The sequence below is a fragment of the Phragmitibacter flavus genome, assembly GCF_005780165.1.
Lineage (GTDB): Bacteria > Verrucomicrobiota > Verrucomicrobiia > Verrucomicrobiales > Verrucomicrobiaceae > Phragmitibacter > Phragmitibacter flavus.
The window spans coordinates 59,632-81,318 of the sequence record NZ_VAUV01000002.1 but is presented as its reverse complement, the minus strand read 5'-3'; the positions used below and the strand labels follow the sequence as shown (position 1 = coordinate 81,318).

15 protein-coding genes are annotated in these 21,687 nt (G+C 56.6%); 5 read left to right on the top strand and 10 right to left on the bottom strand.

The features are described from left to right. Window positions 1-36: 36 nt before the first annotated feature. From ltrA to FEM03_RS02260, 7 genes are all read right to left on the bottom strand, one after another. Window positions 37-1,269, bottom strand: a complete 1,233-nt coding sequence (gene ltrA, locus FEM03_RS02290) for a group II intron reverse transcriptase/maturase (RefSeq protein ID WP_206170809.1) — start codon at window positions 1,267-1,269, stop codon at window positions 37-39. A 331-nt stretch (window positions 1,270-1,600) separates the two neighbouring features. Further along, a complete protein-coding gene (locus FEM03_RS02285) occupies window positions 1,601-1,855 on the bottom strand; it encodes a hypothetical protein (RefSeq protein WP_138084561.1) in 255 nt (84 codons plus the stop codon). Window positions 1,856-2,282: 427 nt separating this feature from the next. Continuing rightward, window positions 2,283-5,633, bottom strand: coding sequence for a WD40 domain-containing protein (locus FEM03_RS02280; protein ID WP_138084560.1), 3,351 nt, complete (start codon window positions 5,631-5,633; stop codon window positions 2,283-2,285). Window positions 5,634-5,790: 157 nt separating this feature from the next. Then, complete coding sequence (locus FEM03_RS02275) at window positions 5,791-8,607, bottom strand: PSD1 and planctomycete cytochrome C domain-containing protein (RefSeq protein ID WP_138084559.1); 2,817 nt, start codon at window positions 8,605-8,607, stop codon at window positions 5,791-5,793. 67 nt (window positions 8,608-8,674) lie between these two features. Next, the gene (locus FEM03_RS02270) at window positions 8,675-11,116 is read right to left on the bottom strand and encodes a PPC domain-containing protein (RefSeq protein ID WP_206170808.1); all 2,442 of its coding nucleotides are present in this window, start codon (window positions 11,114-11,116) and stop codon (window positions 8,675-8,677) included. A 152-nt stretch (window positions 11,117-11,268) separates the two neighbouring features. Next, window positions 11,269-12,603 (bottom strand): DUF1501 domain-containing protein, encoded by a 1,335-nt coding sequence (locus tag FEM03_RS02265; RefSeq protein WP_138084557.1) that lies wholly within the window; start codon window positions 12,601-12,603, stop codon window positions 11,269-11,271. Between the two features lie 185 nt (window positions 12,604-12,788). Then, window positions 12,789-13,751 (bottom strand): 3-hydroxy-5-phosphonooxypentane-2,4-dione thiolase, encoded by a 963-nt coding sequence (locus tag FEM03_RS02260; RefSeq protein ID WP_138084556.1) that lies wholly within the window; start codon window positions 13,749-13,751, stop codon window positions 12,789-12,791. A gap of 152 nt (window positions 13,752-13,903) precedes the next feature. Between FEM03_RS02260 and epsC the strand changes: the two genes are divergently transcribed. Continuing rightward, a complete protein-coding gene (epsC, locus tag FEM03_RS02255) occupies window positions 13,904-14,845 on the top strand; it encodes a serine O-acetyltransferase EpsC (protein ID WP_138084555.1) in 942 nt (313 codons plus the stop codon). A 130-nt stretch (window positions 14,846-14,975) separates the two neighbouring features. Here epsC and lipA read toward each other — a convergent pair whose 3' ends face one another. Both lipA and FEM03_RS02245 read right to left on the bottom strand, forming a co-directional pair. Continuing rightward, the gene (lipA, locus tag FEM03_RS02250) at window positions 14,976-15,878 is read right to left on the bottom strand and encodes a lipoyl synthase (protein ID WP_138084554.1); all 903 of its coding nucleotides are present in this window, start codon (window positions 15,876-15,878) and stop codon (window positions 14,976-14,978) included. A 78-nt stretch (window positions 15,879-15,956) separates the two neighbouring features. Further along, window positions 15,957-17,303 carry a hypothetical protein gene (locus FEM03_RS02245; protein ID WP_138084553.1) on the bottom strand — a complete coding sequence of 449 codons (1,347 nt, stop codon included), beginning with the start codon at window positions 17,301-17,303 and terminating at the stop codon, window positions 15,957-15,959. A gap of 135 nt (window positions 17,304-17,438) precedes the next feature. On the opposite strand from FEM03_RS02245, the gene FEM03_RS02240 reads away from it, so the two are divergent. From FEM03_RS02240 to rfbD, 4 genes are all read left to right on the top strand, one after another. Further along, window positions 17,439-18,071 carry a peptidylprolyl isomerase gene (locus FEM03_RS02240; protein WP_166442556.1) on the top strand — a complete coding sequence of 211 codons (633 nt, stop codon included), beginning with the start codon at window positions 17,439-17,441 and terminating at the stop codon, window positions 18,069-18,071. A 118-nt stretch (window positions 18,072-18,189) separates the two neighbouring features. Next, complete coding sequence (locus FEM03_RS02235) at window positions 18,190-19,002, top strand: MBL fold metallo-hydrolase (protein ID WP_138084552.1); 813 nt, start codon at window positions 18,190-18,192, stop codon at window positions 19,000-19,002. A 58-nt stretch (window positions 19,003-19,060) separates the two neighbouring features. Then, window positions 19,061-19,948, top strand: coding sequence for an NAD(P)-dependent oxidoreductase (locus FEM03_RS02230; RefSeq protein WP_138084551.1), 888 nt, complete (start codon window positions 19,061-19,063; stop codon window positions 19,946-19,948). Next, window positions 19,941-20,873 (top strand): dTDP-4-dehydrorhamnose reductase, encoded by a 933-nt coding sequence (gene rfbD, locus FEM03_RS02225; RefSeq protein ID WP_138084550.1) that lies wholly within the window; start codon window positions 19,941-19,943, stop codon window positions 20,871-20,873. Before FEM03_RS02230 ends, rfbD begins: the two co-directional genes overlap by 8 nt. A 104-nt stretch (window positions 20,874-20,977) precedes the next feature. On the opposite strand, the gene dhaL is transcribed toward rfbD, so the two are convergent. Then, window positions 20,978-21,616 carry a dihydroxyacetone kinase subunit DhaL gene (gene dhaL / locus FEM03_RS02220; RefSeq protein ID WP_206170806.1) on the bottom strand — a complete coding sequence of 213 codons (639 nt, stop codon included), beginning with the start codon at window positions 21,614-21,616 and terminating at the stop codon, window positions 20,978-20,980. Between the last annotated feature and the right edge of the window lie 71 nt (window positions 21,617-21,687).

Here is a 21,687-nt window from a genome sequence, read left to right as displayed (position 1 = left end):
GTTTTCCGCATCCGGCGGTTGGACACAACGCGGGGCTTATCCCGCGAGGTCAGATGGTGTGATAAACCCATATCGTTTCAGTCTCCGGTTGTTGAGCGCTTCCTGCATCACGGGGTGCCGCCCCATGCGCCAGGCTCCTCGACTGCTGTGAGCTATATCGACTCGACTCGGGGGGATTCCCAGTCGGACAAAGGCTGCCCGGCGTCCTTTGGCGTTGTGCCATCGGAGCCAAAAACACTTCCTGATGTGGCGGCGTATCCATCCGCTGAGTCTCAGGACGCTTTTGCGATCCTCCGCCTTCCCATAGTATGCCCACCAGCCTCGCTGATAGTTCCTCCATTGGTCGCGCATCTCTTCGCTGGTCATCGATTGTCTCGCATCCCATTTCGTCCGGACTTGGTCTTTAAACTTCGCCACAGCTTGCGGGGATATGGCGATGAGCAGCGCGATGGTGAGAATGAAGCCCAGGAACTTGCGTTCCCAAACCCGGCCTGTGCCGCTCTTCTCCACGTTGACTTGCAGCTTCAGCCTCTTGGCTATCCATTCCTTGATGCTTTCCATCGCTCGTTGCGCAGCCTTCTGGCTGCTCACGTAGATGTTGCAGTCATCGGCGTAGCGGACGTGTTTGAGGCCTCGGCGTTCCAACTCTTTGTCGAGCTGGTCCAGATAGATGTTGGCCAGCAGCGGTGATAGTGGGCCTCCTTGTGGGGTGCCCTCTTCGGTGCTTACTTTGCATCCATCTGGCAGGACGATCCCTGCTCTGAGGAACCGCCCAATGAGTTTTAGCACTCGTTTGTCCTTCACGACGCAACTCACCTGCGCCATGAGGATGTCGTGGTTCACATGGTCAAAGAACTTGGTGATGTCCATGTCCACCACCCAATCCCTCCCTTCCTGTGCGTGATGCCGTGCTGCTCTGACGGCTTGGTGCGCACTACGTCCGGGTCTAAACCCGTAGCTCGCTTCACTAAACCTTGGTTCAAAGCTCGGCTGCATGATTTGCAGCAGCAGTTGTTGCACGAACCGATCCAGCACGTTGGGGATGCTCAATGGCCGGGTGCCGCCATTGGGTTTGGGGATCTCTTTACGCCTTGCTGCAGAAGGTTCAAAACTGCCTCTCAGCAGCTTGGCTTTGATCCCTTCTCCATGCTTGGCGAGGTGATCCCGCAGTTCTTTAGCTCGCATGCCGTCGGGGCCTGGGGCACCATTGTTGCGCTCCACAGCGTGGAGTGCGGCATCCCAGTTGGCTTCCTCTACGGCAGCTTCCATCGTTACCTCCTGCATTGCTGGCCTCTGTCCTTCGCTACGCGTGGTTGCCGCAGTGCCACTCCCCTCACCGTTTACAAGGGCTTCACCCTCTGGGCGGTTCGGGTTCGTGCCGTGCTCGGTGGGGCTTCCACTTCCGACGGCTGACGTTTGGGCGGGTTCTGCGCGGTCCACAGTCGCGTTGGTCGCTTTGCAGTTGTTCCTTCGGCCCTTCGCTCCTTCCAGCTTTCGCTGGCTCTCTTCACTACTACGACCTCTGCTGACTCCTGTCTGATTTTCATCAAACAGGTCTCCTTGGGTAAGAACATGCACTGTCCTCTCGGGCCACGAGCCTTTACTTGATGCGTCTTGATGGGTTTTGGGCTTCGCGTTTGCTGGCACGCTCGCCGCCCGCATCCTGCCTCGCTGACTCTTCGTGTTCCTGTGGTCGAGATTTTGCCTCGGAGTTGCTGTCGCTTCGCTCCACCCCTTCGGGGCAGCCTGCGGCTGGCTGTCTCCCTTCGGTCGACCTTTCAGCCACGGCCTCGCGGTCCGCTACCTTGTCTCCGGCTACGGTTGACTCCCATCGTCTCCGATCAGTTCCTTTCATCTGATTAGTTCATGTTCATGCCAAGCACACCAGCCGGCACAAGGTGCCGGGTTTTGTCGAGGGTTTGGTTGCGTCCTACTGGGACGCCTCATGCGGAGTGCATCTCTCGCCACTTAATGCGCATGATTCGTTCCTTTAGAACGCCCCCTAATTTCTCCCCACCGGCACCCTGTGCCGGGCTTTGATGAATCGTCCCGTTGGGACAATGAGAGCCGCATCAGCGAACCTGTGCTTCCACAACTCGGACGACCAGTCAGCACCGAAGGCTTCTCGAAATAGAGGTTTCGACAAAAAACAGCCATCCCCTTTTGAGGGCGTCGATTTATCAAACTCACCTTTCACCACCCTAATGCCGCCGATGATTCTTAACATTGCCACTCTCTGTGCCTGTCTCGCCAAAGAACGATCATATGCCTGACCAAATCGTCTACTTCGCCGGCGGCAACATCGCAAAATACTGCTCACTGAGCTGCTTCACTTTATCCCGCAGCGGCTGCAAACCCGGCTCCTGTTTGGCTAGCTCCTGTTGGATCTCCACCAGCATCTTCTCGGAATCCGCGATCTGTTTCGTTGCTCCGTCAATTGACTTCTGCGCATCTGCCTGTCGCTGACGGACCGCCTCCGCATCACCTTTAGCCTTGGCCAACGCAGCACGTGCCCCCTCCACCGTTTTCTGATCCGCCGCCAGCTTGGCACGCACCTCGGCGAGTTGGGTTTCCATCGGTCCGACCACCGCCTTCACCTTGCCGATCTCAACGCGATGAGGCTGGGACGCTGCCGCAAACTCGGCATTCGCCTTCTCCGGCTCCGCTTTTTTCGCCGCGAGCTCCTGATTGCGAATCCCAATCTGCTTGTTCAAGTTCGCCTGCTGCTCGCGCAATGGGGCCGCTGCCTTAACTGCTGCTTCATGCTCCGCTTTCGACTGCGCCGCCGCTTTCTCACGCTGTGCCAGCAGTCCATTTCCTTGACCCAATGCGCCCTGCGCCTCCGACATCGATTTCCGAGCCGCATTCAATGCCTCCGTTGCCGCCTTCTCCGCTTCCGCATTGCCTTTCGCCGCCGCCAAAGCTTCCTCCGATTTTTTCACGACTGCTTGAGTCTCTTGCGCCCTTTGATTCGCCAGACCGGCAAGTGACCTCGCCCCCTGCAAGTCCTCGTTCATCTTGTTCATCGCCACCTGTTTGGCCTCCGCCGCTTTCGCCGGGCCATCGAGTTTGCCATTCACATCTCCAAGCTGCTTCTGCAAAACTTGGATCTGTTTGGTGATTTCTTCTGCTGCCTTGGCTGCCGCCGCAATGCGTGCATTCTTCGCATCATCCAATGCCTTGATCGCCGCCTCCTGGTCCACGACCTTCTTCTTCTCCGCATTCACCTGTCCCAGCAGTTGCCCTTCCTGCGCCTTGCCCGGCTCAACCATCTTCTCAATGGCTGGCTGATCCGCCGTCAATTTGGCGAACACCTCATCCAACGCAGGTAAAGCCGCAGCACTCTCCGCCATCACCTTGCGACTCTCATCAATCTTCGTCTTCGCCGCAACGAGCGTCGCATCGGTCTCCTTTTGAGCTTCCTGCAAACCTTTGACTTCCGCCTCCAGTTTTTCGAGGGCATCACGCTCCGCCAGCAATCCCAAATTGAACTGTGCCGCACGCAGCTTCACCGGCATCTGCTGTTGGAAAGCCAGGTCGCCCTGCACCTTCTTCAATTGATTCTGCGCAGCGGCAAGTCCGGCACTCAAAGGGGCCACTTCCTTTTCCAGAGCCGCCACCACCTCCGGCTGTTTGGCCGCCTTTGGCTTCAATTCATCCAACTGCTTTTTCTTCTCTGGCAGCGCTTTGTTCAACGCCGTCAACTGCTCCTGAATCTCGCGAATCTTGCCATCGACCTCAATCATCTGTTGCGGTGGTTTTGCCATCGCTGCTTTCGCCGCCTCAATCGGTGCTTTCAAATCCGCCAATTTTTTGTCGACTTCTGCCGCTTTCGGCTGCTGCTCCGGTGTGGTCAATGTCTGGCGTTCAGCCGTCAGTGCCGCCAAACTCGCTTCATCTGTTTTCAACTTGGCAGCGATGGCTTCATGCTTCTTCCACTCAGCCCCCAACTCGGCGCGACGCTGGTTCGTCTCCGCCAACGATTTTGTAAGTGCTTGCTGTTGACCATTCGCTGCAGCCACTTCCTGCTCCAGTTTTTTAACCCCGGCCGTCATATCCCCCGCCAGCTTCTTGGCCGCTTCGACCGCCGCGTTTTTGGCATTCAAAGCGTCAGTCGCTTTCTTGACCCCAGCTTCCGCCGTTCCGACCTGAGTCATCAATGCCGCCGCCAGTTTCTCGCTTTCCGAGATCCTTGCAGCAATCGGCTGTGGATTGCTCGACAAGGCACCCACTTCCGCGAACACCCCCGCAAACGACCACATCTTGGTGTTGCCAAGCCAGTCACCCGTCACACAGGTTTTGCTGTCATGAAGTGCTGCCACCTTGGTGACCAGGTCCGGCTGTTTCGGCGACTCCATCAGCTTTTTGCCGTTCACATCCCAGATGCGAACCACCCCGTCGCGTCCTGAAGAAACCACATTGCCATCTGGAGTGAAGCTTACCGAAAGACAGCCACCCGCATGGGCATCCCAAACCTTCACCACCTTGCCATTCGTCATTTCATAAGTGACAATTTTCCCATCTTCCCCCGACGTCGCCAGGATGTTGGAATCGGCCCGCCAGGCCACACTCGTGCAAGCCGTCTTATGCGTGTCCAACACATAAAACTCCGCGCCGTTTGAGGCTTCGCTCACCACCACTCCGCCGTTGCGATCCGCACTCGCCAGCAAGACCCCATCGGGACTGAAAGCCAGCGACATGATCCACTCGGTGTGTTTCTTGATCGCGTAAACTTCCTCATTGGTGGAAAGATCATAGACCTTGGCCGCTTTGGAAGGACCACCCAACGCCACCATGGTCTGGTTTGGACTGATGTCCGCCGTCATCACCTGGTCAAATTCATTGCCCACCTCGGCCACGCGTTTGCCGGACTTCACATCCCAAACCACGACGTTGCCTTTGCGACCACCCTGTCCGCCTGCTCCGACCAGCAAACCACCGCTCTGACTGAACTTAAGCGAACGAATCTGCCCTTCCTCATACGGATAAATGCCCGCGAGACTGCGCGTGTCGGTATTGTAAATCAACGCCTGTTTCTGGCCGCTGATCGCCACCAGAGGAGCCCATGAACTGGCCGCAATCGCCGTGATCGCGCTGGTGCGTGGAGCGACCACCACCGGCTCGAGCAACACGTGCTCCGGCATCGCCACCGGACCTTCCGGCTTACCTGAAGCACTTACCGTCAATGCAATGCTTGCTTTCGGTGCCGCCTTGCGGGCAATGCTGGATGCGGTTTCCAGAACTCCGCCATTGATCCATTTGGTCAAGATCTCAACCTCCTGAGGCGTCAGCGGAGAACCTTCCGGCGGCATGAACGGCTCCGCCTTTTTCGTCGTGGTGGTGATCAACTTGCTCCCCTCATGATCCCCAGGAATGACAATGGCACCCGTGCCACCACCGGTCATCGTCGCCGCAAAACTGGTCAGATCCAAGTCCCCGCGCTTTTTGTCAGGGTTGTGGCAGGAGAAACATTTATTCTCCAACACCGCCCGCACATGGTCATTGAAGTTGATCTTCTCCTGGGCATGCAAGGTGACCGCCTCCGCTGACAGCAGAGCAAATGACACAAAGGCAACGCGTCGCGCGATGATCACGGGTTTAGGGGCAATGCTTGGTCTCACGGAATGGGTCATGAATGATGGGTGAATGAGTCACTTAAATACGCGCAAAGCAGGCAAAATTTTACACAACTTGATTTGGCCATCTCAACGACAGCCGGATGGCAAATGTGGATGATCTTAGCCCCGATCTGAAATCAGGACCGAGTCGACCACTAAAGAAACGAAAGGGTCAGTGGTTGAAATAAAACTCCTTCGAGTTCAACAACGCCCAGAAAACGTCTTCCAAAACAGCGACACGTTCTTCAGGCACCTCCTGGATTTGTTTGATGACCGCCGCTTTTTCTTCAGGACGCACATCCCGGCCCAAGCTGCGCAGGAACAGTTCCTGAATGATTTCCTCATCCGATTTTTTGTCCTTGGCGACCATGTCGGCAACCACCTTGCCCTTCTTGATGTTGTCGTGAACCGCATTGCCATTGATGAAATGCAACGCTTGGCCCAGCGCAGGGTCCATCTTCACTTCACAGGAGCAGACCGTGGTGCGTTGAGCGCGGCCAAAGGTGGTGAGGAAATAGTCCGACACCGAACCATCGGCAATTTGCACCGCACGCGCACCGAGCGGCAGGCCCTGATATTTCATCGGCACGTTGGTCACATTACTTAGGGCATCCGCCAGCACTTCCGCGCGCAGACGACGCACCTGGGCTTTGGCAAAGTTGAACTTGTCGTTCTCGTTGCTCTCGTTGGCCTTGGTGCTGCGCTGATAGGTCATCGAGTTGCAGATGTCGCGCACCAGACGTTTGAAATCGTATTTGTATTCCGAGAGTTTCCCGGCCAGCGTCGCCAGCAATTCCGGATTGGAGGCCGGATTGCTCACCCGCACATCATCCACCGGGTCGATGATGCCAACGCCGAAGAAATGCGACCAGGTGATGTTGGAAAGGTTGCGGGCAAAGAACGGATTTTGATCCGAGGCAAGCCACTTGGCCATGACAGCGCGACGGTCTTCACCCTTCGCGATTTCAGGCTTGTCGCCTCCCAGAAATTTCGGCATCACCGCTGCCTTGGTCACCGGATGCACCGCATTGCCAGTGCCTCGGTCGAACACGATTTGTTCCCTCGGATCATCCGTCGTCTTGCGGCCGATTTGCGTGAAAAAGGCCATGAACCCGTAGTAGTCATCCATCGTCCACTGGTCGAATGGATGGTTGTGGCATTGGGCGCACTGAATGCGCATGCCCATGAACACCTGAGCCACGTTCTCCGTCACCAACAACGTGTCACGCTCCGTCTGATAATAATTGGTGGGCGGGTTGGCAATGGTGCTTCCCTCAGCCGACAGCAACTCGGCAACCACTTCATTCAAGGGCACGTTGTTGGCGAGCCGCTCCTGAAGCCATCCATAATAGAGCAGCACGTTTTTGTAGAAAGTGCCCTCATTGGCGTTGTCGACGCTGTGCATCTGCAACAACTCCGACCACTTCATCACCCACATCTCCGTGAACTCCTTGCGGCCCAGCAGTTGGTCGATCAACGCTTCACGCTTCTTCGGATTGGCATCCGCGACAAAGTTTTTCACTTCGTCAGGGCTTGGCAAAAGTCCAACCACATCGATATACACACGACGCACAAACTCCTGATCGGAACAGATGCCGGATGGCAGAATGCGCAGCTTGTGCAGCTTGTCATTGACCAGCGTATCAATGTAATTGTTCTCGACCAGCTTGGGCCGCTCATACTTCAAATTCTCTGGAATGACGATGAACTGCGACACGACCGAATAAGTGGAGAACCGCGCCAGCACAAACGCCTCACCGCGCTCATGCGAAGTCACCACGCCCAGCTTGGACACACTGGCACAAGGATCGTTGTTCGATGAAAACACCACCTGGTTTGTTACATCACGATCCGTTCCATCGGAATAACTGGCACGCACCGTAACCTGCTGGGTTTCCGCCTGCCCTTCCATCACGCACATCTTGGGGAAGATCTCGATGCCGGTCACCGTCGCCACCTCCTTCGCATCTTTCGGCACTCCATTGGCGATCCATTCCACCATGGTTTTGTGAAACTCACTGCCCGGAGCAAAACATTCATTGCCGGAGTGCGGCACCGTTCCCAGCGATTTTTCCACAAGCGTGCTTTCCTCAGGAAGCGCTACGTTCACCCGACGTCCAGCCAGTTCACGCGTGATGCGTTTGTAATCGCCATCAGGATCATACCCAAACAGCGAAAGCATGAATCCGTCCTTACCGCGGGCAGAACCATGACAGCCCCCGCCATTGCAGCCAGCCGCCATGAAAATGGGCATCACATCCAGATTGAATGAAACCGGGCGGTCAGTCCCCGCACCCACCACCTTCACCGGCGCGACAGCCGTCTTGCCATGATACGCCACCTGGATTTCCGTCGCTCCATCCTGAACGGGATACAAAACGCCTGCATCCAGTTTCGCGAACTGTCCATTGGCCACCTTGATCTCAGCAAACTCACTGACATCACGTGTCGTGTCATCATCAAAAGTCGCGAACACCATCACGCGATGTTTGTCGCGTTTGGTTTCCAGATTGAAGTTGGGTGGCAAAACCTCAATGCTGCGGATCCGGTTCACCTTCTGCTCGAGACGCGCAATCGCCTTCAATTCTTCCTTCGAACGGGCCTTCAAGGCCACGCCCTGCGGCCAGTTGGCACCTTCTGCAATCCAGGTTTTCAACAATGCCTGTTGCTCCGCAGTGAGTGGATCGCCCTTGGGCGGCATGATGTCACCATCATCATGAGGCAGCATCACCCGCGCGAGAATCTCGCTCTTGTCAGGCTGACCAGGAACCAATGAAGTTCCGCTGTCGCCACCCTTGATCATGCCCTGCAAGGTATCGAGAAGCAGACCTCCCTTGTCTTCACCAGGATGATGGCAAGATACGCACTGCGCTTCAAGAATCGGCTTGATCTGCCGGTTGAAATCCACCGTGACGGGATTGGCGGAAAGCGCGGTGGCAACGCCCACAGTGGCGAGGCTGAGAGAAATCCGGGTGAGTGATCGATTCATGAAGGCTGGTGCTGGTGCAGGGCTGCAAAGGTGGTCATCTTAATACGTCGAAATGGCTGGCGACATTTCATTGGGCACCGGCTTGTTCGAGACGCAGCTGCTCAAGACGTGAAAGTTGTTTGGGGGCCTCCGGCTTTGGAGGTGCTGGTTTGGCTGCATCCGCCACCGCAGCGGGTTTCGGCGGCGGGGCTTTGCGCGGTGCATCCACGCGCAGGGTGGAACCCACGGCAATACGATGCAATGTGGTGCCGCCACCGGCAGCAGGCACCTGGACCTGACAAAAAACCGTCGTGTGTTTGCCCACCGGAGTGACGGGCTCGGTCTTCAACTTGAAGGTGATTTCATTGGTGTCCTTCTTGATCCTGGCCGGCTCCGCAAGCACCCCGTTGGGAATGCCCACCAGCTCAGCCACTGCCTCGCCTTCGAAAGGCACCGCGTGTTCGAGTTTGCAAACAAACGTCGTCTCCTTGCCCTGCTCAACCACCGCCAGATCCATCGTCCCGGAAAGGTGCGCTGGAGCGATCACCACCTCACAATATGGTGCCGCTTGATAAATGGTTCCATTGCCCCCGTTGGCTTCGCCGAGCACCGTAAATTTATAAGTTCCAGGAGTGACGTTCGCATTGCAATCGAGATTAAAAACCGCTTCGGTTTGTCCTTCGGCAATGTCGATCTCACCTTCGGAATTTACCCCCGGTGGCTTCCAGGTCATCAACACACGAATGGGGGCCTTGAATCCTTCCTTGCGCTTGGCCACGACTTTCAAAGGAAGCACGCCATTCGCCACCATGGGAACCGTTGGCTTCTGGATTTCGAGTGTGAATGGCAACTCTTCGACCACCGCCACCGGCAGTTGATTGACTTCCTCAGTATGATAAACGGTGTTGCCATTGCGAACGATGTCGAACACCTGTGCAAGCCTGCCGCTCACTTTCTGTTCTTCGGGTTTGGTAGGTTCCAAAGTGATGGGCACCGCCGCTCCACCCAATGGGGCATCCGCTTCCGCTTTGAAAAGCAGCGGGTAGCTGGCAAAATTGCCGGGCAGGGTGTCACTGATCAGCGTCACACCCGGAGGAAGATTTTTGGCAGCGAACTTCATGTCGCCCGCAATGCTGTTGCGAACGGCATTAACCAAAATCGCGTAATAACCTCCGCGAGGCACCGTGATGAACTGGCGGGTATGACTGTCATTCACGCCAAAGTGCGGCGAGGAAAAGGTCAACTCAGGCACCGCACTCACGGCCTCAATCCGGTAAACATAGTTCGGACCGCCACGCGACAGATGGTCTTTGATGATCACACAATATTCACCGTCTTCAGGGGCGGTGATGGAAAGCTTGCAATCAAGGCGACGCCCGGTCCCACCATCGTCATTGGAACCAATGCCCGCGCCCTTCACGTTGGTCACCACCAACACCGGATCCAGCGGCGAACCGATGGATTGCGCATAAGCAAAGAATTCCACCTTGGTCCCTTTTTTCAGCGTGATCATGAACCGGTCTTCGTCACCTGGCTTTTCAATGATGCCATTCATCGCGCATGGGGCTGTCATCGCCGTTTTGTTGGCCTGCGGCATGGTGTCATTGGGTTCAACTTCGAGATAGTTTTCAAAGGCACTGACGCGAACCGTGTTGCCGGAGGGCGCAGGGTTTTCGTTCAGAAAAGCCACAAAACCATTGGTCGGTTCGGCCGGCAACTGCACCTCCTGTTCGGTCGACTCGCCATTGCCCTCAATGAAACGCACGTTCAGCTTGGATCCCGCCTTGCCTCCAGAAGGATAAACGACATCCGGCCGACGAAAGTTCCCCACATGCAGCCGGTAGAAGGCAAGATCAGAACCCCGGTAGGAAGCTTCCCGAATCTGGATAAAATATTCGCCATCTTCCGGCGCGATCACCGACAGATAACCATCCTGACGCAGCAGAATGGTGTCATCGCTGGAAGCGATCTCAAACCGATCCTTGTTCAGCACGCTGATGGCCGGATCAAACAAAGCATTGTTACCCGTCCACCCGAGGCGGACGCCTTCCACCTCAAGGCTAATGCGTTGCCCCTTCTTGGCTTGCAGCCTGAAATAATCCACATCCTCGGTCTTCACGACCCCTTCAATAGTTTGGTTAAAATTGATCAATTGAGTGGTGTCCAAATCGTTATTGGGCTCCACTTCGGCCACATTGGGATAGGGACCCACGAAAATTTGGCGAATCACGGAGATACCCGACTTGGTGCGCAGCCGGAACATGTGATTCCCCAGCGGCACTTCCGGAGCCACGTGAATGACCATGTCCACCTGATTTTTCGCCACCTTGTCCACTTTCTTCACGGTGAGGCCGGGCGAATAAAAAATGAGCCCTTCAAAATCCTCCAACCGATCCCCTTTCATCGTAACCACGGCCTCCGTGCCGCGCTGAATGCCCCGAGGTTCCATGGTATTCAACGCGGGGAGAGCAGCGCTCAAACTGACTGACAGCGCAACCAGGGATAGACAAACAAATGCAGCGACTTTCATGATGAGAAAAGAGAATGACCGACTAACGGGGCTATGAGCAAAATAGGCTAGAGATACGTCAAAGGGCGGCGGATTAACCTTACCGCCCTCGGACGTTGGAGATATTAAGATACATCAGTTGAAGCAAACAGACCGCCTGCCCCTGATCTTCCTTAGGCAAGAATGTCTTTGATCAACTCACCGCCATTCACGATGTCGATCGGACGTCCACCATCAGCCATCAGACGTTTTTCGGCATTGATGCCAACAAGATGATACATGGTTTTCGCGAGGCTCTCAGGACCCACAGGATTTTCGGCAGGCTCACCACCAAGGGCATCAGAAGAACCGTAAACCAAACCGCGCTTCACCCCGCCACCAGCCATGGCAACGCTGAACACACGTGGATAGTGGTCACGACCATTGGTGCTGTTGATCTTCGGCGTGCGACCAAATTCCGAACTGACCAACACCAGGGTGCGATCCAGCATGCCACGCTCTTCCAGATCGCGAATCAAACGGGCAAAAGCGATGTCGAACTGAGGAGCATTGCTTGCAAATCCCGCCTTGATGTTGCTGTGGTGATCCCATCCACCGTAATTCACGGTGACCAAACGCACACCAGCCTCGACCAGACGACGAGCCATGAGGAAACGCTGACCAGCCTGGTTGCGGCCATACTCATCGCGAAGTTTGCCTGCCTCGGCCTCAAGATTGAAAGCCTCACGAGCCGCTTTCGAACTGATCAAGCCATAAGCATTTTGATAAAACGAATCCATGGCCGTCAAAGCATCCGACTTTTCCACGGAGCTGAAATGGGCGTCCACCGACTCCAACAGCGTGCGACGGCGATTGAAGCGCGCTTCGCTCACATCCTTTGGCAAGGCGAGATCGCGAACACTGAAATTACTGGCGGCCGGATCACTACCCAGGGCAAATGGACCATAAGCCGTGCTCAAATAGCCGGTGCCATTCTCCGGAGCAAACATATTGGGAACCACGACATAGGGAGGCAAGCTGTTCTTCACGCCCAGCTCATGGGAGACCACGCTGCCGAAACTTGGATACTTGATCGCCGGACTTGGACGATATCCGGTCAACATGTTGTGCGTGCCACGCTCATGCGCCGCTTCGCCGTGGGTCATGGAACGAATGATCGTCAACTTGTCGGCAATCTCCGCCGTCTTCTTGAAATGCTCGCTGAAAGCAACGCCCGGGATTTTTGTTTTGATCGAACCCAGTGGTCCGCGATAATCGGCCGATGCAAAGGGTTTTGGGTCCCAGCTCTCCTGATGCGCAATGCCGCCGGGGAGGTAAATATGAATGATCGAATCTGCCTTGGCCGCCACGGAAGGCACATCGGCAATTTTCTGCTCGGCCTGCAGTTTCATCAGCATCGGCAGCGAAAGCCCCATCCCACCAATCAGACCGGTGTAAAGGAATTCACGGCGGCTGTGGCCCACACTGAGATCGATGTGGTTTCCCTGGCAAAGCGGATGCATTTTCATGGTGAAAAAAGAGATGGATTAAGCAGCTGGAATTAATTGGAGAACGGCGATTGGTTCTCTTGGGGAAAATACGCAAAGCGTTCAATTTTTCTTACACGGCGTTAAAAATATTTAGTTGGGAAAAATTAAAGCCCGCGAGGACAACGTCCCCACGGGCCAAAAATGAAACTTCAAATGCCTGTCCGTTACTTGGCAGCTTCGGCTTTCAAGTCGGAATACATCTGGAAGCCCTGCTCAGGGGTCAAACCTTCGTGAACCACGCCACGCACTGCGCGCATCATCGGAATCGGAGCGTCCGATTGGAAGATGTTACGGCCCATGTCCACCCCATTGGCACCTTGCTGGATGGCATTGTAGCACATCGTCAGCGCTTCAAGCTCAGGGAGCTTTTTACCACCGGCGATCACGATCGGCACCGGACAGCAGCTCGTCACGGTTTCGAATTCGGTGTCGGTGTAGTAGCATTTTACCACGTTGGCACCCAGCTCAGCCATGATGCGCGTCGCAAGACGGAAATACTGCGGCGTGCGGGCCATCGCGCGACCAACCGCAGTCACGCCCATCACCCCAATGCCATAACGGCTGGCGGCATCCACCAAGTCGGTGAGGTTCTTCAACGACTGACGCTCATAAGCCCCACCGATGAACACCTGCACCGCAAGAATGCTGGCGTTGAGACGGATCGCCTCTTCAATGTTCAAAGCGGTGCTCTCGTTGGAAAGCGGCTCAAACCCAGGACGACCGAACTTGGCTTTCTTGCCGTCGATCTCACCTTCCCACTCTTCAAATGGGCTGACCATCGAGGTGCCGCCGCTGGCGCGAAGGGCGATCGCCTTCTGCGTGCTGGCAGGAATCACGCTGCGCTGGATGCCACGGGTCAGCATCAAGCAGTCCGCATAAGGCTCAAGAGGGAGAATCGTCTGGTCAACACGCTCAAGACCGGTGGTTGGACCCTGGAAATAACCGTGGTCAAATGCCAGCATCACCGTGCGGCCGTCCTTCGGATTGAACACCTGGCTGAGACGGTTTTTGAGACCCCAGTCATACTGGTGCGAGCCTTTCAAAAAGAAGCCAGGCGCGGCTTGGGGAACATCGGAGAAAAACTCCTTTTCTTTCTTGTCGGATTTGCTGACGTCGATATCGGCCATGTTCGTAAGTAGGTTTGGTTTGAATAAAACGGGCGGCAAAATGGACGCTTTTGCGGCAGGTGCAAGCAATCAAAGTTTTCGTGCAAGCCCCCCGCAATGATGTAACAATGCCACCCACCCAAAACCCGGGGCCCGCCAGAGCCCCGTCCGCCATGCAAAAAACACAGCAAGAAATCGTCAACCTGCTGCTCGATTCCTACCGGGATATCGGCGGCATCAATCACCTCGACTGCGGGGATCTACCTTCAAAAATCGGCATCGCCACCCTCTGCGAAGACCTTCTCTGCCTGCTGTTTCCCGGATTCTTCGACTACGAAGCCGTCGCCTCCACCGAAATCTCCATGCGCACCAACGAACTCGTCGCCGGCATCCGCGAGCGGCTCAGCGTCGAACTGCGCAGCGTTCTTCGCGCCCAAAACGGCGGCAATGGCGATCACGGTGCCAAAGCCGACGACGTCTGCTGCAAATTCTTCAACTCCTTCCCCGAGGTCCGTCAGCTCTTGCAAACCGACGTGCAAGCCGCCTACGAAGGCGACCCGGCCGCCAAAAGCTACGACGAAATCATTCTCGCTTATCCCGGCCTCGAGGCCATCGCCATCCAACGCCTCGCCCATCTTCTTTACAGCGAGGGCGTGCCGCTCATCCCACGCATGATGACCGAATGGGCGCACAGCAAAACCGGCATCGACATCCACCCCGGCGCTCAGATCGGCAGCCATTTCTTTATCGACCACGGCACCGGCGTGGTCATCGGCGAAACCTGTGTCATCGGCACCCGTGTCAAACTCTACCACGGCGTCACCCTGGGAGCCCGCAGCTTCACCAAAGATGAAGACGGCCACATCGTGAAAGGCATCAAACGTCACCCCAATGTGGAAGACGACGTCACGGTGTATCCCAACAGCACCATCCTCGGCGGGGACACCACCCTTGGTGCCCGAAGCACCATCGGAGCCAACGTTTTCCTCATGCAAAGCGTCGACCCTGACACCCTCGTCATCCGCGGCGAACAGCCCAACCGCTCCCTAGACAAGCGCGTCGGCAAGAAGAAACAAAAGGCTGATCCTTTCGAGGAATGGGCCTTTCAAATTTAGTGCAAGTTTGGAGTGCGGGGCTCTGCACCGCTTTGGTTGCGCGGACGAAAAATTCGCCACGTATGCAGCCAATCGACGGTGTCATCAGCCCGAATCCAAAGCGCCGCCAAGCGGCGCACTCCAAATCTCCTCAATCCAGATCCAGCTCCGGCTTAAAATCCGCTGCATGATACGAACTGCGCACCAGCGGCGCACTCGCCACATGCCTGAAACCTTTTTTCAACGCGATCTGCTTGTAATTCTCAAACATCTCCGGCGTCACATAGCTCACCACCGGCAAATGTTGCGGTGAAGGACGCAAATACTGCCCCAAGGTCAACACCGTCACTCCGTGCTCCAACAAATCGTCCATCGCTTGAAACAACTCCGGCTCCGTCTCACCCAATCCCAACATCAGGCCGCTCTTCGTCGCCACCTTGCCGCCCAGTTCAACCGCCATCTCTTTTGCCCGCTTCAACACGTGCAGACTGCGATGATACATCGCCCGGCTGCGCACCAGCTTGGTGAGACGCTCGACCGTTTCGAGGTTGTGATTAAAAATGTGCGGACGCGCCTTCATCACCTCAATCAGCGCATCATCCTTCTCATTGAAGTCCGGCACCAAAATCTCAATCGTGATCGTCGGTGCCACCTCACGAACCGCCTCAATCGTCCGTGCAAAATGATTTGCCCCGCCATCCTTCAAGTCATCCCGCGCAACCGCAGTGATGACAATATGATTCAACTTCATCCTCTTTACCGCTGCCGCCACGCGCTGCGGTTCATCCGCCTCCAGCATGAATGGTTTCGCCGTCTTCACCGCGCAAAATCCACAGGCACGCGTGCAGCGGTCCCCCGCAATCATGAACGTCGCTGTGCCCTGGCTCCAGCACTCCCAGCGGTTCGGACACTGCGCCTCTTCGCACACCGTGTGCAGCCGCAAATCGGAAATCAGCGCTTTGGTGCTCCAAAACACCGGGTCGCGTGGCAGCTTCACACGGATCCAGTCAGGTTTCTTGTCGGTGTGAAGGTTGGGATCAATTTTCGGGACCATGAACAGAAGGAACGTAACGAGGAATACGCGTCCCACAAGTGCCAGACACCGGGAAAATGCCCCCGGCCACCCGACTGCTCAGAAACTCAAGCTTTTGCCCGTGCGCGTGTGTTTCAAAAAGGCACCCACATTGGCCCTGCCCTGCGGAAGCTCCACCACCTCCACCGTTCTCATCGGTCCAGTCGTCGGCAGCGACTTTCGATGGTTCACAAAAATGCGGGTTTTGATCGGCGTTTTGATCTTCATTTCCCCATCCGTTTCCAAAAACTCGCAGTCCACAAACATGCAATCCCGTGTCGCCAACAAAAAGCTCTCGGGGATTTTGCAGTTCACAAACAGGCAGTTGGTGATCTGCATCCACGGACGCTTCACCTCATCGCCCGCGTCCTCCCGGTATCCAATGCCTGAAAACTCCACCCCGTAAAATGTGCAGTTGTTCACCTTCACCCCAACGTTTCCCACCTTCCACTCCCGCACAAAGGATCCGGTGAACACACAGTTATCGAAAACCCACTTGCTGGAAAAATAATCCACAAACCATGCTCCGCCCTTGCCCACGGAAGTCTCCTCAAAAAGCGAATCCCGAGCCTCGAACTCCCCTCCTAAATCCACCCGCAATGCCATGTCCTTGAAGTGCGTCCCCTCCGCCTTCAAGAATCCCTCGTCGATAAAAATCTCCCCTTTCTCAAAACGGCATCCCTTCGGGCTCAGCACCTTTCCCGGATACGAACGCTGAGGTTCCTCCTTCTTTCCCTGCCTGCCCAGCACCATCCGCTCACGCAACAGATACCGCTTCGGCTCCAGGGTGAAATTTCCCACCCAAGGATCCTCGCTCTTGAACAGGGAAGCGTCCGGCACCTTGCCATCCACCACCAGTAAACTCGATGCCTCCGGTTTCCCCCCTTCCACCGCCCCTTCAATCGCCTTGATCTGTTCATCCACCGCCACCGCCGCTTCCACATTCCCCGCCTGCGTCAGTTGCGTGCGCAAAGCGCTCAGAGAGGTCACCGTATTGGCATCAATCCCTTTCACCGTCGACTCAACCGTCAACTCATACTTCGACAGCGTCTCCCCCAAAGTCTTTCGATAAGGTGCCAGCACTGGCGCGTCGGCATCCGTCGTCTCCCTCTGTTCTCTGGCCGACTCCTGCTCTTTCGTCACGGCCAGCAGATTTTGCAAATCGCCACCCTGCCGGTAATTCGCCACCTCACGCTCCAAAGCCGCTGCATACTTGTCAAAAAGATCCGCCTTCTGCTTGTCGAATTCCTCATGCACCCGGCCGATCGCCGCACTCCGCTCATCCAGCAATGCCTGCGCAGCCGGAGGAACTGACGCAACCAACCGACCAAAAGCTGAAAAGATCACCAAGACCGTCAGCCATGCCAGCCGCCGCAACCCTTCATGCTGAATGATGCCATCGTTCATCGGATCAACATAAAAAAATCCCGACCTTATTGCATCAAAACACTTCATCTCCATCAACCTACCCCCCTGACAGTTTTTTGTTTCATTGTCTTTTTCCCTTTGCGTCGCTTCCTACTCCGTGCTGCAATCTCTTCCATGACCAAGAAAACGCTCCTCACACCTCTGGCAGCCATCTTCATGAGCATGACCTGCGCTGTCATGGCTCAGGAACCCACGCCGGAAACCAAACCGGAAGAACCAAAAACCGATACAACCACCCAACCCGTTAAAGGAATTGTGAAAGCCATCATCGAAACATCCAAAGGAAATCTCGAACTCGAGCTCGACGCGGAAAAAGCCCCGCTCAGCGTGCAGAATTTCGTCAACTACGTCAACAAAGGCCACTACAACGGCACCATCTTCCATCGTGTCATCCCAGGATTCATGATTCAAGGCGGCGGGTTCACCCCCGACATGCAGCAGAAGCCGACTGACAAGCCGATTCAGTGCGAGTCCAAAAACGGCCTGAAAAACGCCAAAGGCACCATCGCCATGGCCCGCACCAACGATCCCCACAGCGCCACCACCCAGTTCTTCATCAACGTGAAGGACAACGCCAGCCTCGACTTCCCAAGCTTTGACGGCTGGGGCTACGCGGTCTTCGGCAAAGTGACCAAAGGCATCGAAGTGACCGACGCCATCGTTGCCTCTCCGACCACCTCCAAGGGCCCTCACAGCGACGTGCCTGCGGAAGCCATCACCATCACCAAGGTGAGCATCGTCGAGTAGACCGGTCGCGGTGCCACCCGGCCCCGATCCACTCATGAGTGTGGCGGAGATTCGTCCCCGTCACACTCTTCAGTTTCATCAGTTCCCCCACTCATTCATTTATTTCTCCCCACCATACATGCTTCCGCTCGAAGACCTTTTTAACGACATCATCAACAAGGCCCAGCGCGGCCTTGGTCTCAGCAACGAAGCCCTCGCCCAGCAAGCCGACGTCGCCCTCCCGCAGCTGCTCGCCACCAAGGATGGCGAGATCAACGAAACCGTCATCAGGCTCGTCAGCCCGGTCCTCCATCTCCATGCGCCCTCCCTGCTTGCCATGGCACACCAGAACTGGCACCCGCGCCCCGTCGAACTTCCCGGCCTCGCCCAGTTCAACACCCCTTTTGACGACATGACCGTCAATGCCTACATCGTTTGGGACAGCAGCACCCGCGAAGCCGTCGCCTTCGACTCCGGTGCCACCGCTGAGCCAATGATCAAATTCCTCTCCGACCGCGATCTCGTCCTCAAAGCCGTTTACCTCACCCATACTCATCCCGATCACATCGCCGACCTCGCCACCCTGCGCGAAAACGACGAGCCTCTCTTCGCCAGCGCCAAAGAACCCTGGCAGGGCGCCACGCTTTTCGACTGCGGCCAGACCTTCACCCACGGCAAATTGCGCATCGAAACCCGCCAGACCACCGGCCACAGCATCGGTGCCACCACCTATGTCATCCATGGCCTCGCCAATCCGGTCGCCATCGTCGGCGATGCCCTCTTCGCCAGCTCCATGGGCGGCGGTGCCATCTCCTTCACCGAAGCCCTCGCCACCAACCGCAGCGAAATCTTCACCCTGCCCGACCACACCATCCTCTGCCCCGGACACGGTCCGCTGACCACCGTGGGAGAAGAGAAAAACCACAATCCTTTCTACCCTGAGTTCAAGTAACTCGACTCAACCGACAAACCATCGCACCACCCCCTTCCTACCTTCCTCACCTAATATCATGAGCAGCAAAACCATCGCATTTGTCGGAGTTGGCCGCATGGGAGCCAACATGGCCCGCCGCCTCAAAGACCGCGGCTACACCATCAGCGCCGTGTTCGACACCCACACCGAAGGGGCCAGCACCCTCGCCACCGAACTCGGCTGCCAGCACGCCACCACCCTTGCTGACGTCACCGCCAGAGCCGATGTCATCTTCACCGTTGTCACCAACGACGCCTCGCAGCGCGCCATTTTCGCCTCCAGCGGCGACAGCCTGCTGACCAATGCCGGCGGCAAAATTTTCATCAACTGCGCCACCCTCAGTCCACAAGCCCATCGCGAAACTTACGACGCCGCCAAAGCGGTCGGTGCCCATTCCCTCGAAGCCTCCATGGCCTCCAGCATCAGCCAGGCACGAGAAGGAAAACTCTATCTCATGCTCGCTGGCGACGAAGCCATCTACAACGAAGTCCAGCCCATCATCGAAGACCTCAGCATCAACCGTCGCTTCATTGGTGGCGCGGGTCGTGCTGCTGAAGTCAAGGCACTCGTCAACATGGTCATGAACATCAACACCGCCGGCCTCGCCGAAGGCCTTGGACTCGCCGCCGCGCTCGGTCACGATCTCGACCTCATCCGCGAAGTCTTCTCACAGACCGGTGCCAACTCCCGCGTCCTCGAAACCGACGGCGAAGACATGGCCACCCGCTCCCACGACTGCTGGTTCAGCGCCGAACACGCCGCCAAAGACAGCGGCATCGCCGCCCAGGTCGCCCTCGAACAAGGACTCAATCTCCCTCTCAACGCGGCCACACAGGCCCAATATCAAAAAATGGTTACCCTCGGCCTGGGCGGTCTCGACAAAAGCGGAATCGCCGAACTCACCTTTAAAGGACGACATGCCTGAATCATCCGGGAAGAACAACATTCTCATCGTCGGCGCTGGCGGCCGCATGGGAGCCGCCCTCGCCAGGCACTACCGCCAAGATCATCAAGTCACCGCCCTGCGGAGGACCGATCTCGATGTCACCAAGGTCGACACCCTGCGTCCCACTCTCGCGCCGCTCGAGTTCGACACCCTGATCTACACCGCCGGCCTTACCAACGTCGACCAATGCGAAGATCAACCCGAAGAAGCCAGGCTCTGCAATGCGGAGACCCCGAAAATCCTCGCCCAGATCTGTGCGGAAAAAGGCGCACGGCTGATCCACATCAGCACCGACTACGTGTTCGACGGCAGGAAAAACCTGGCGCTCACCGAGACCGAGCCTCCGAATCCCCTCAGCGTTTACGGCAAAACCAAACTCGCCGGCGAAACCGCCGTCCTCAAAGTCTCTCCCCATTTCCTTGTCATCCGCGTTTCCTGGCTGTTCGGACCCGACCGCCCCAGCTTCCCGGACATGATCCTCAAAAATGCCCTTGCCCAGGATCACGTCGCCGCCATCGCCGACAAAGTATCCTGCCCCACCTACAGCGAAGACCTCGCCTCGTGGATCGAACCCATGCTCAGCGACAACCGTTATTGCGGCCTGCTTCATCTCAGCAACTCCGGCAGCACCAACTGGCAGGCCTACGGTCAGGCCACCCTCGACATCGCCGCCGAACTTGGCCTTCCCCTCAAGGCCACCAAAGTCGACGCCCTGTATCGCGCCGACTTCCCCATCTTCAAAGCCGAACGCCCCGAATTCACCGCCTTCGACACCTCAAAATACACCAAACTCTCTTCCATCGTCCCGCGCAACTGGCAGGACGCCCTCAGAGACTATCTGCAAAAGCAGTATCAAAGCTCCGCACGCTTCTTCATCGCCGTCAGCAGCATCGTCGCGATCTAACCGTAATCCCTTGCCCGACAGTATCCGTGGGATACAACCCACGGCAGGTCGGTGCCCACGTTCAACCTGCCAATTGGTTGTTGATCGCTGTTCCCCGCGCGAATTTACGAGTCCAACACAAAATCACGCATCGCGTCGATGATCACCGTCACCGAAATCGCGCCGGCGTCAGGGAACCCGATTGCCCCTTCACCCAAAGTCTTCGCACGACCAAACTTCGCCACCATGGCTTTGGTCGCCTCTTTCCCACCCTCGGCCCCTTTGCTTGCCGCTGTAATCGCATCCGCCAGCGAACCACCCGAGTGCTCCGCCGCCGCAACTGCCGCCGGTTCCATCGCATCCACCGTCGTTTTGTCGCCCACCGCTGCTCCACCGCGCGACTTCACCCCATCGACACCCGCCTGCAAAAACAACGCCAACCCCTGCGCGTCCAACTCACCGCGACCCTGCAAAGCCTTGCCGCCATTTCGGAAAAAAGTCCCAAAAATGGCACCGCTCGCCCCGCCCATGCTGCTCATCATTGCCATGCCCACGGCTGAGAAAGCCTTGTCCACACTCTCCTGAGGTGCGCTCGTCAATTTCTCCTTTGCTGCCGTCATGCCACGCTGCATGCCCAGTCCGTGATCTCCATCCCCCAAATTGCGATCCGCTTCGGAAAGTTCAGGTTCGGCGGCGATCACCCGGTCGCACACCAGCAACAACATGGAGGTGACTTCTTCTGTGGAAAGCGTGGTTTTTGGCATGGTCAGCCGATACAAGTCGAGACCCCGCCCAATGTCAAATCACCAGCACTTCGCAAGCAAGGTTTTTACCC

What these genes read in the sequence shown, in the direction of transcription:
- FEM03_RS02285 (WP_138084561.1), bottom strand. Translation starts at nt 1,855, where the DNA reads ATGAAAGGAACTGATCGGAGACGATGGGAGTCAACCGTAGCCGGAGAC.
- FEM03_RS02280 (WP_138084560.1), bottom strand. Translation starts at nt 5,633, where the DNA reads ATGACCCATTCCGTGAGACCAAGCATTGCCCCTAAACCCGTGATCATC.
- FEM03_RS02265 (WP_138084557.1), bottom strand. Translation starts at nt 12,603, where the DNA reads ATGAAAATGCATCCGCTTTGCCAGGGAAACCACATCGATCTCAGTGTG.
- ltrA (WP_206170809.1), bottom strand. Translation starts at nt 1,269, where the DNA reads ATGGAAGCTGCCGTAGAGGAAGCCAACTGGGATGCCGCACTCCACGCT.
- FEM03_RS02275 (WP_138084559.1), bottom strand. Translation starts at nt 8,607, where the DNA reads ATGAATCGATCACTCACCCGGATTTCTCTCAGCCTCGCCACTGTGGGC.
- FEM03_RS02235 (WP_138084552.1), top strand. Translation starts at nt 18,190, where the DNA reads ATGCTTCCGCTCGAAGACCTTTTTAACGACATCATCAACAAGGCCCAG.
- FEM03_RS02260 (WP_138084556.1), bottom strand. Translation starts at nt 13,751, where the DNA reads ATGGCCGATATCGACGTCAGCAAATCCGACAAGAAAGAAAAGGAGTTT.
- rfbD (WP_138084550.1), top strand. Translation starts at nt 19,941, where the DNA reads ATGCCTGAATCATCCGGGAAGAACAACATTCTCATCGTCGGCGCTGGC.
- FEM03_RS02270 (WP_206170808.1), bottom strand. Translation starts at nt 11,116, where the DNA reads ATGAAAGTCGCTGCATTTGTTTGTCTATCCCTGGTTGCGCTGTCAGTC.
- dhaL (WP_206170806.1), bottom strand. Translation starts at nt 21,616, where the DNA reads ATGCCAAAAACCACGCTTTCCACAGAAGAAGTCACCTCCATGTTGTTG.
- FEM03_RS02240 (WP_166442556.1), top strand. Translation starts at nt 17,439, where the DNA reads ATGACCAAGAAAACGCTCCTCACACCTCTGGCAGCCATCTTCATGAGC.
- FEM03_RS02230 (WP_138084551.1), top strand. Translation starts at nt 19,061, where the DNA reads ATGAGCAGCAAAACCATCGCATTTGTCGGAGTTGGCCGCATGGGAGCC.
- lipA (WP_138084554.1), bottom strand. Translation starts at nt 15,878, where the DNA reads ATGGTCCCGAAAATTGATCCCAACCTTCACACCGACAAGAAACCTGAC.
- FEM03_RS02245 (WP_138084553.1), bottom strand. Translation starts at nt 17,303, where the DNA reads ATGAACGATGGCATCATTCAGCATGAAGGGTTGCGGCGGCTGGCATGG.
- epsC (WP_138084555.1), top strand. Translation starts at nt 13,904, where the DNA reads ATGCAAAAAACACAGCAAGAAATCGTCAACCTGCTGCTCGATTCCTAC.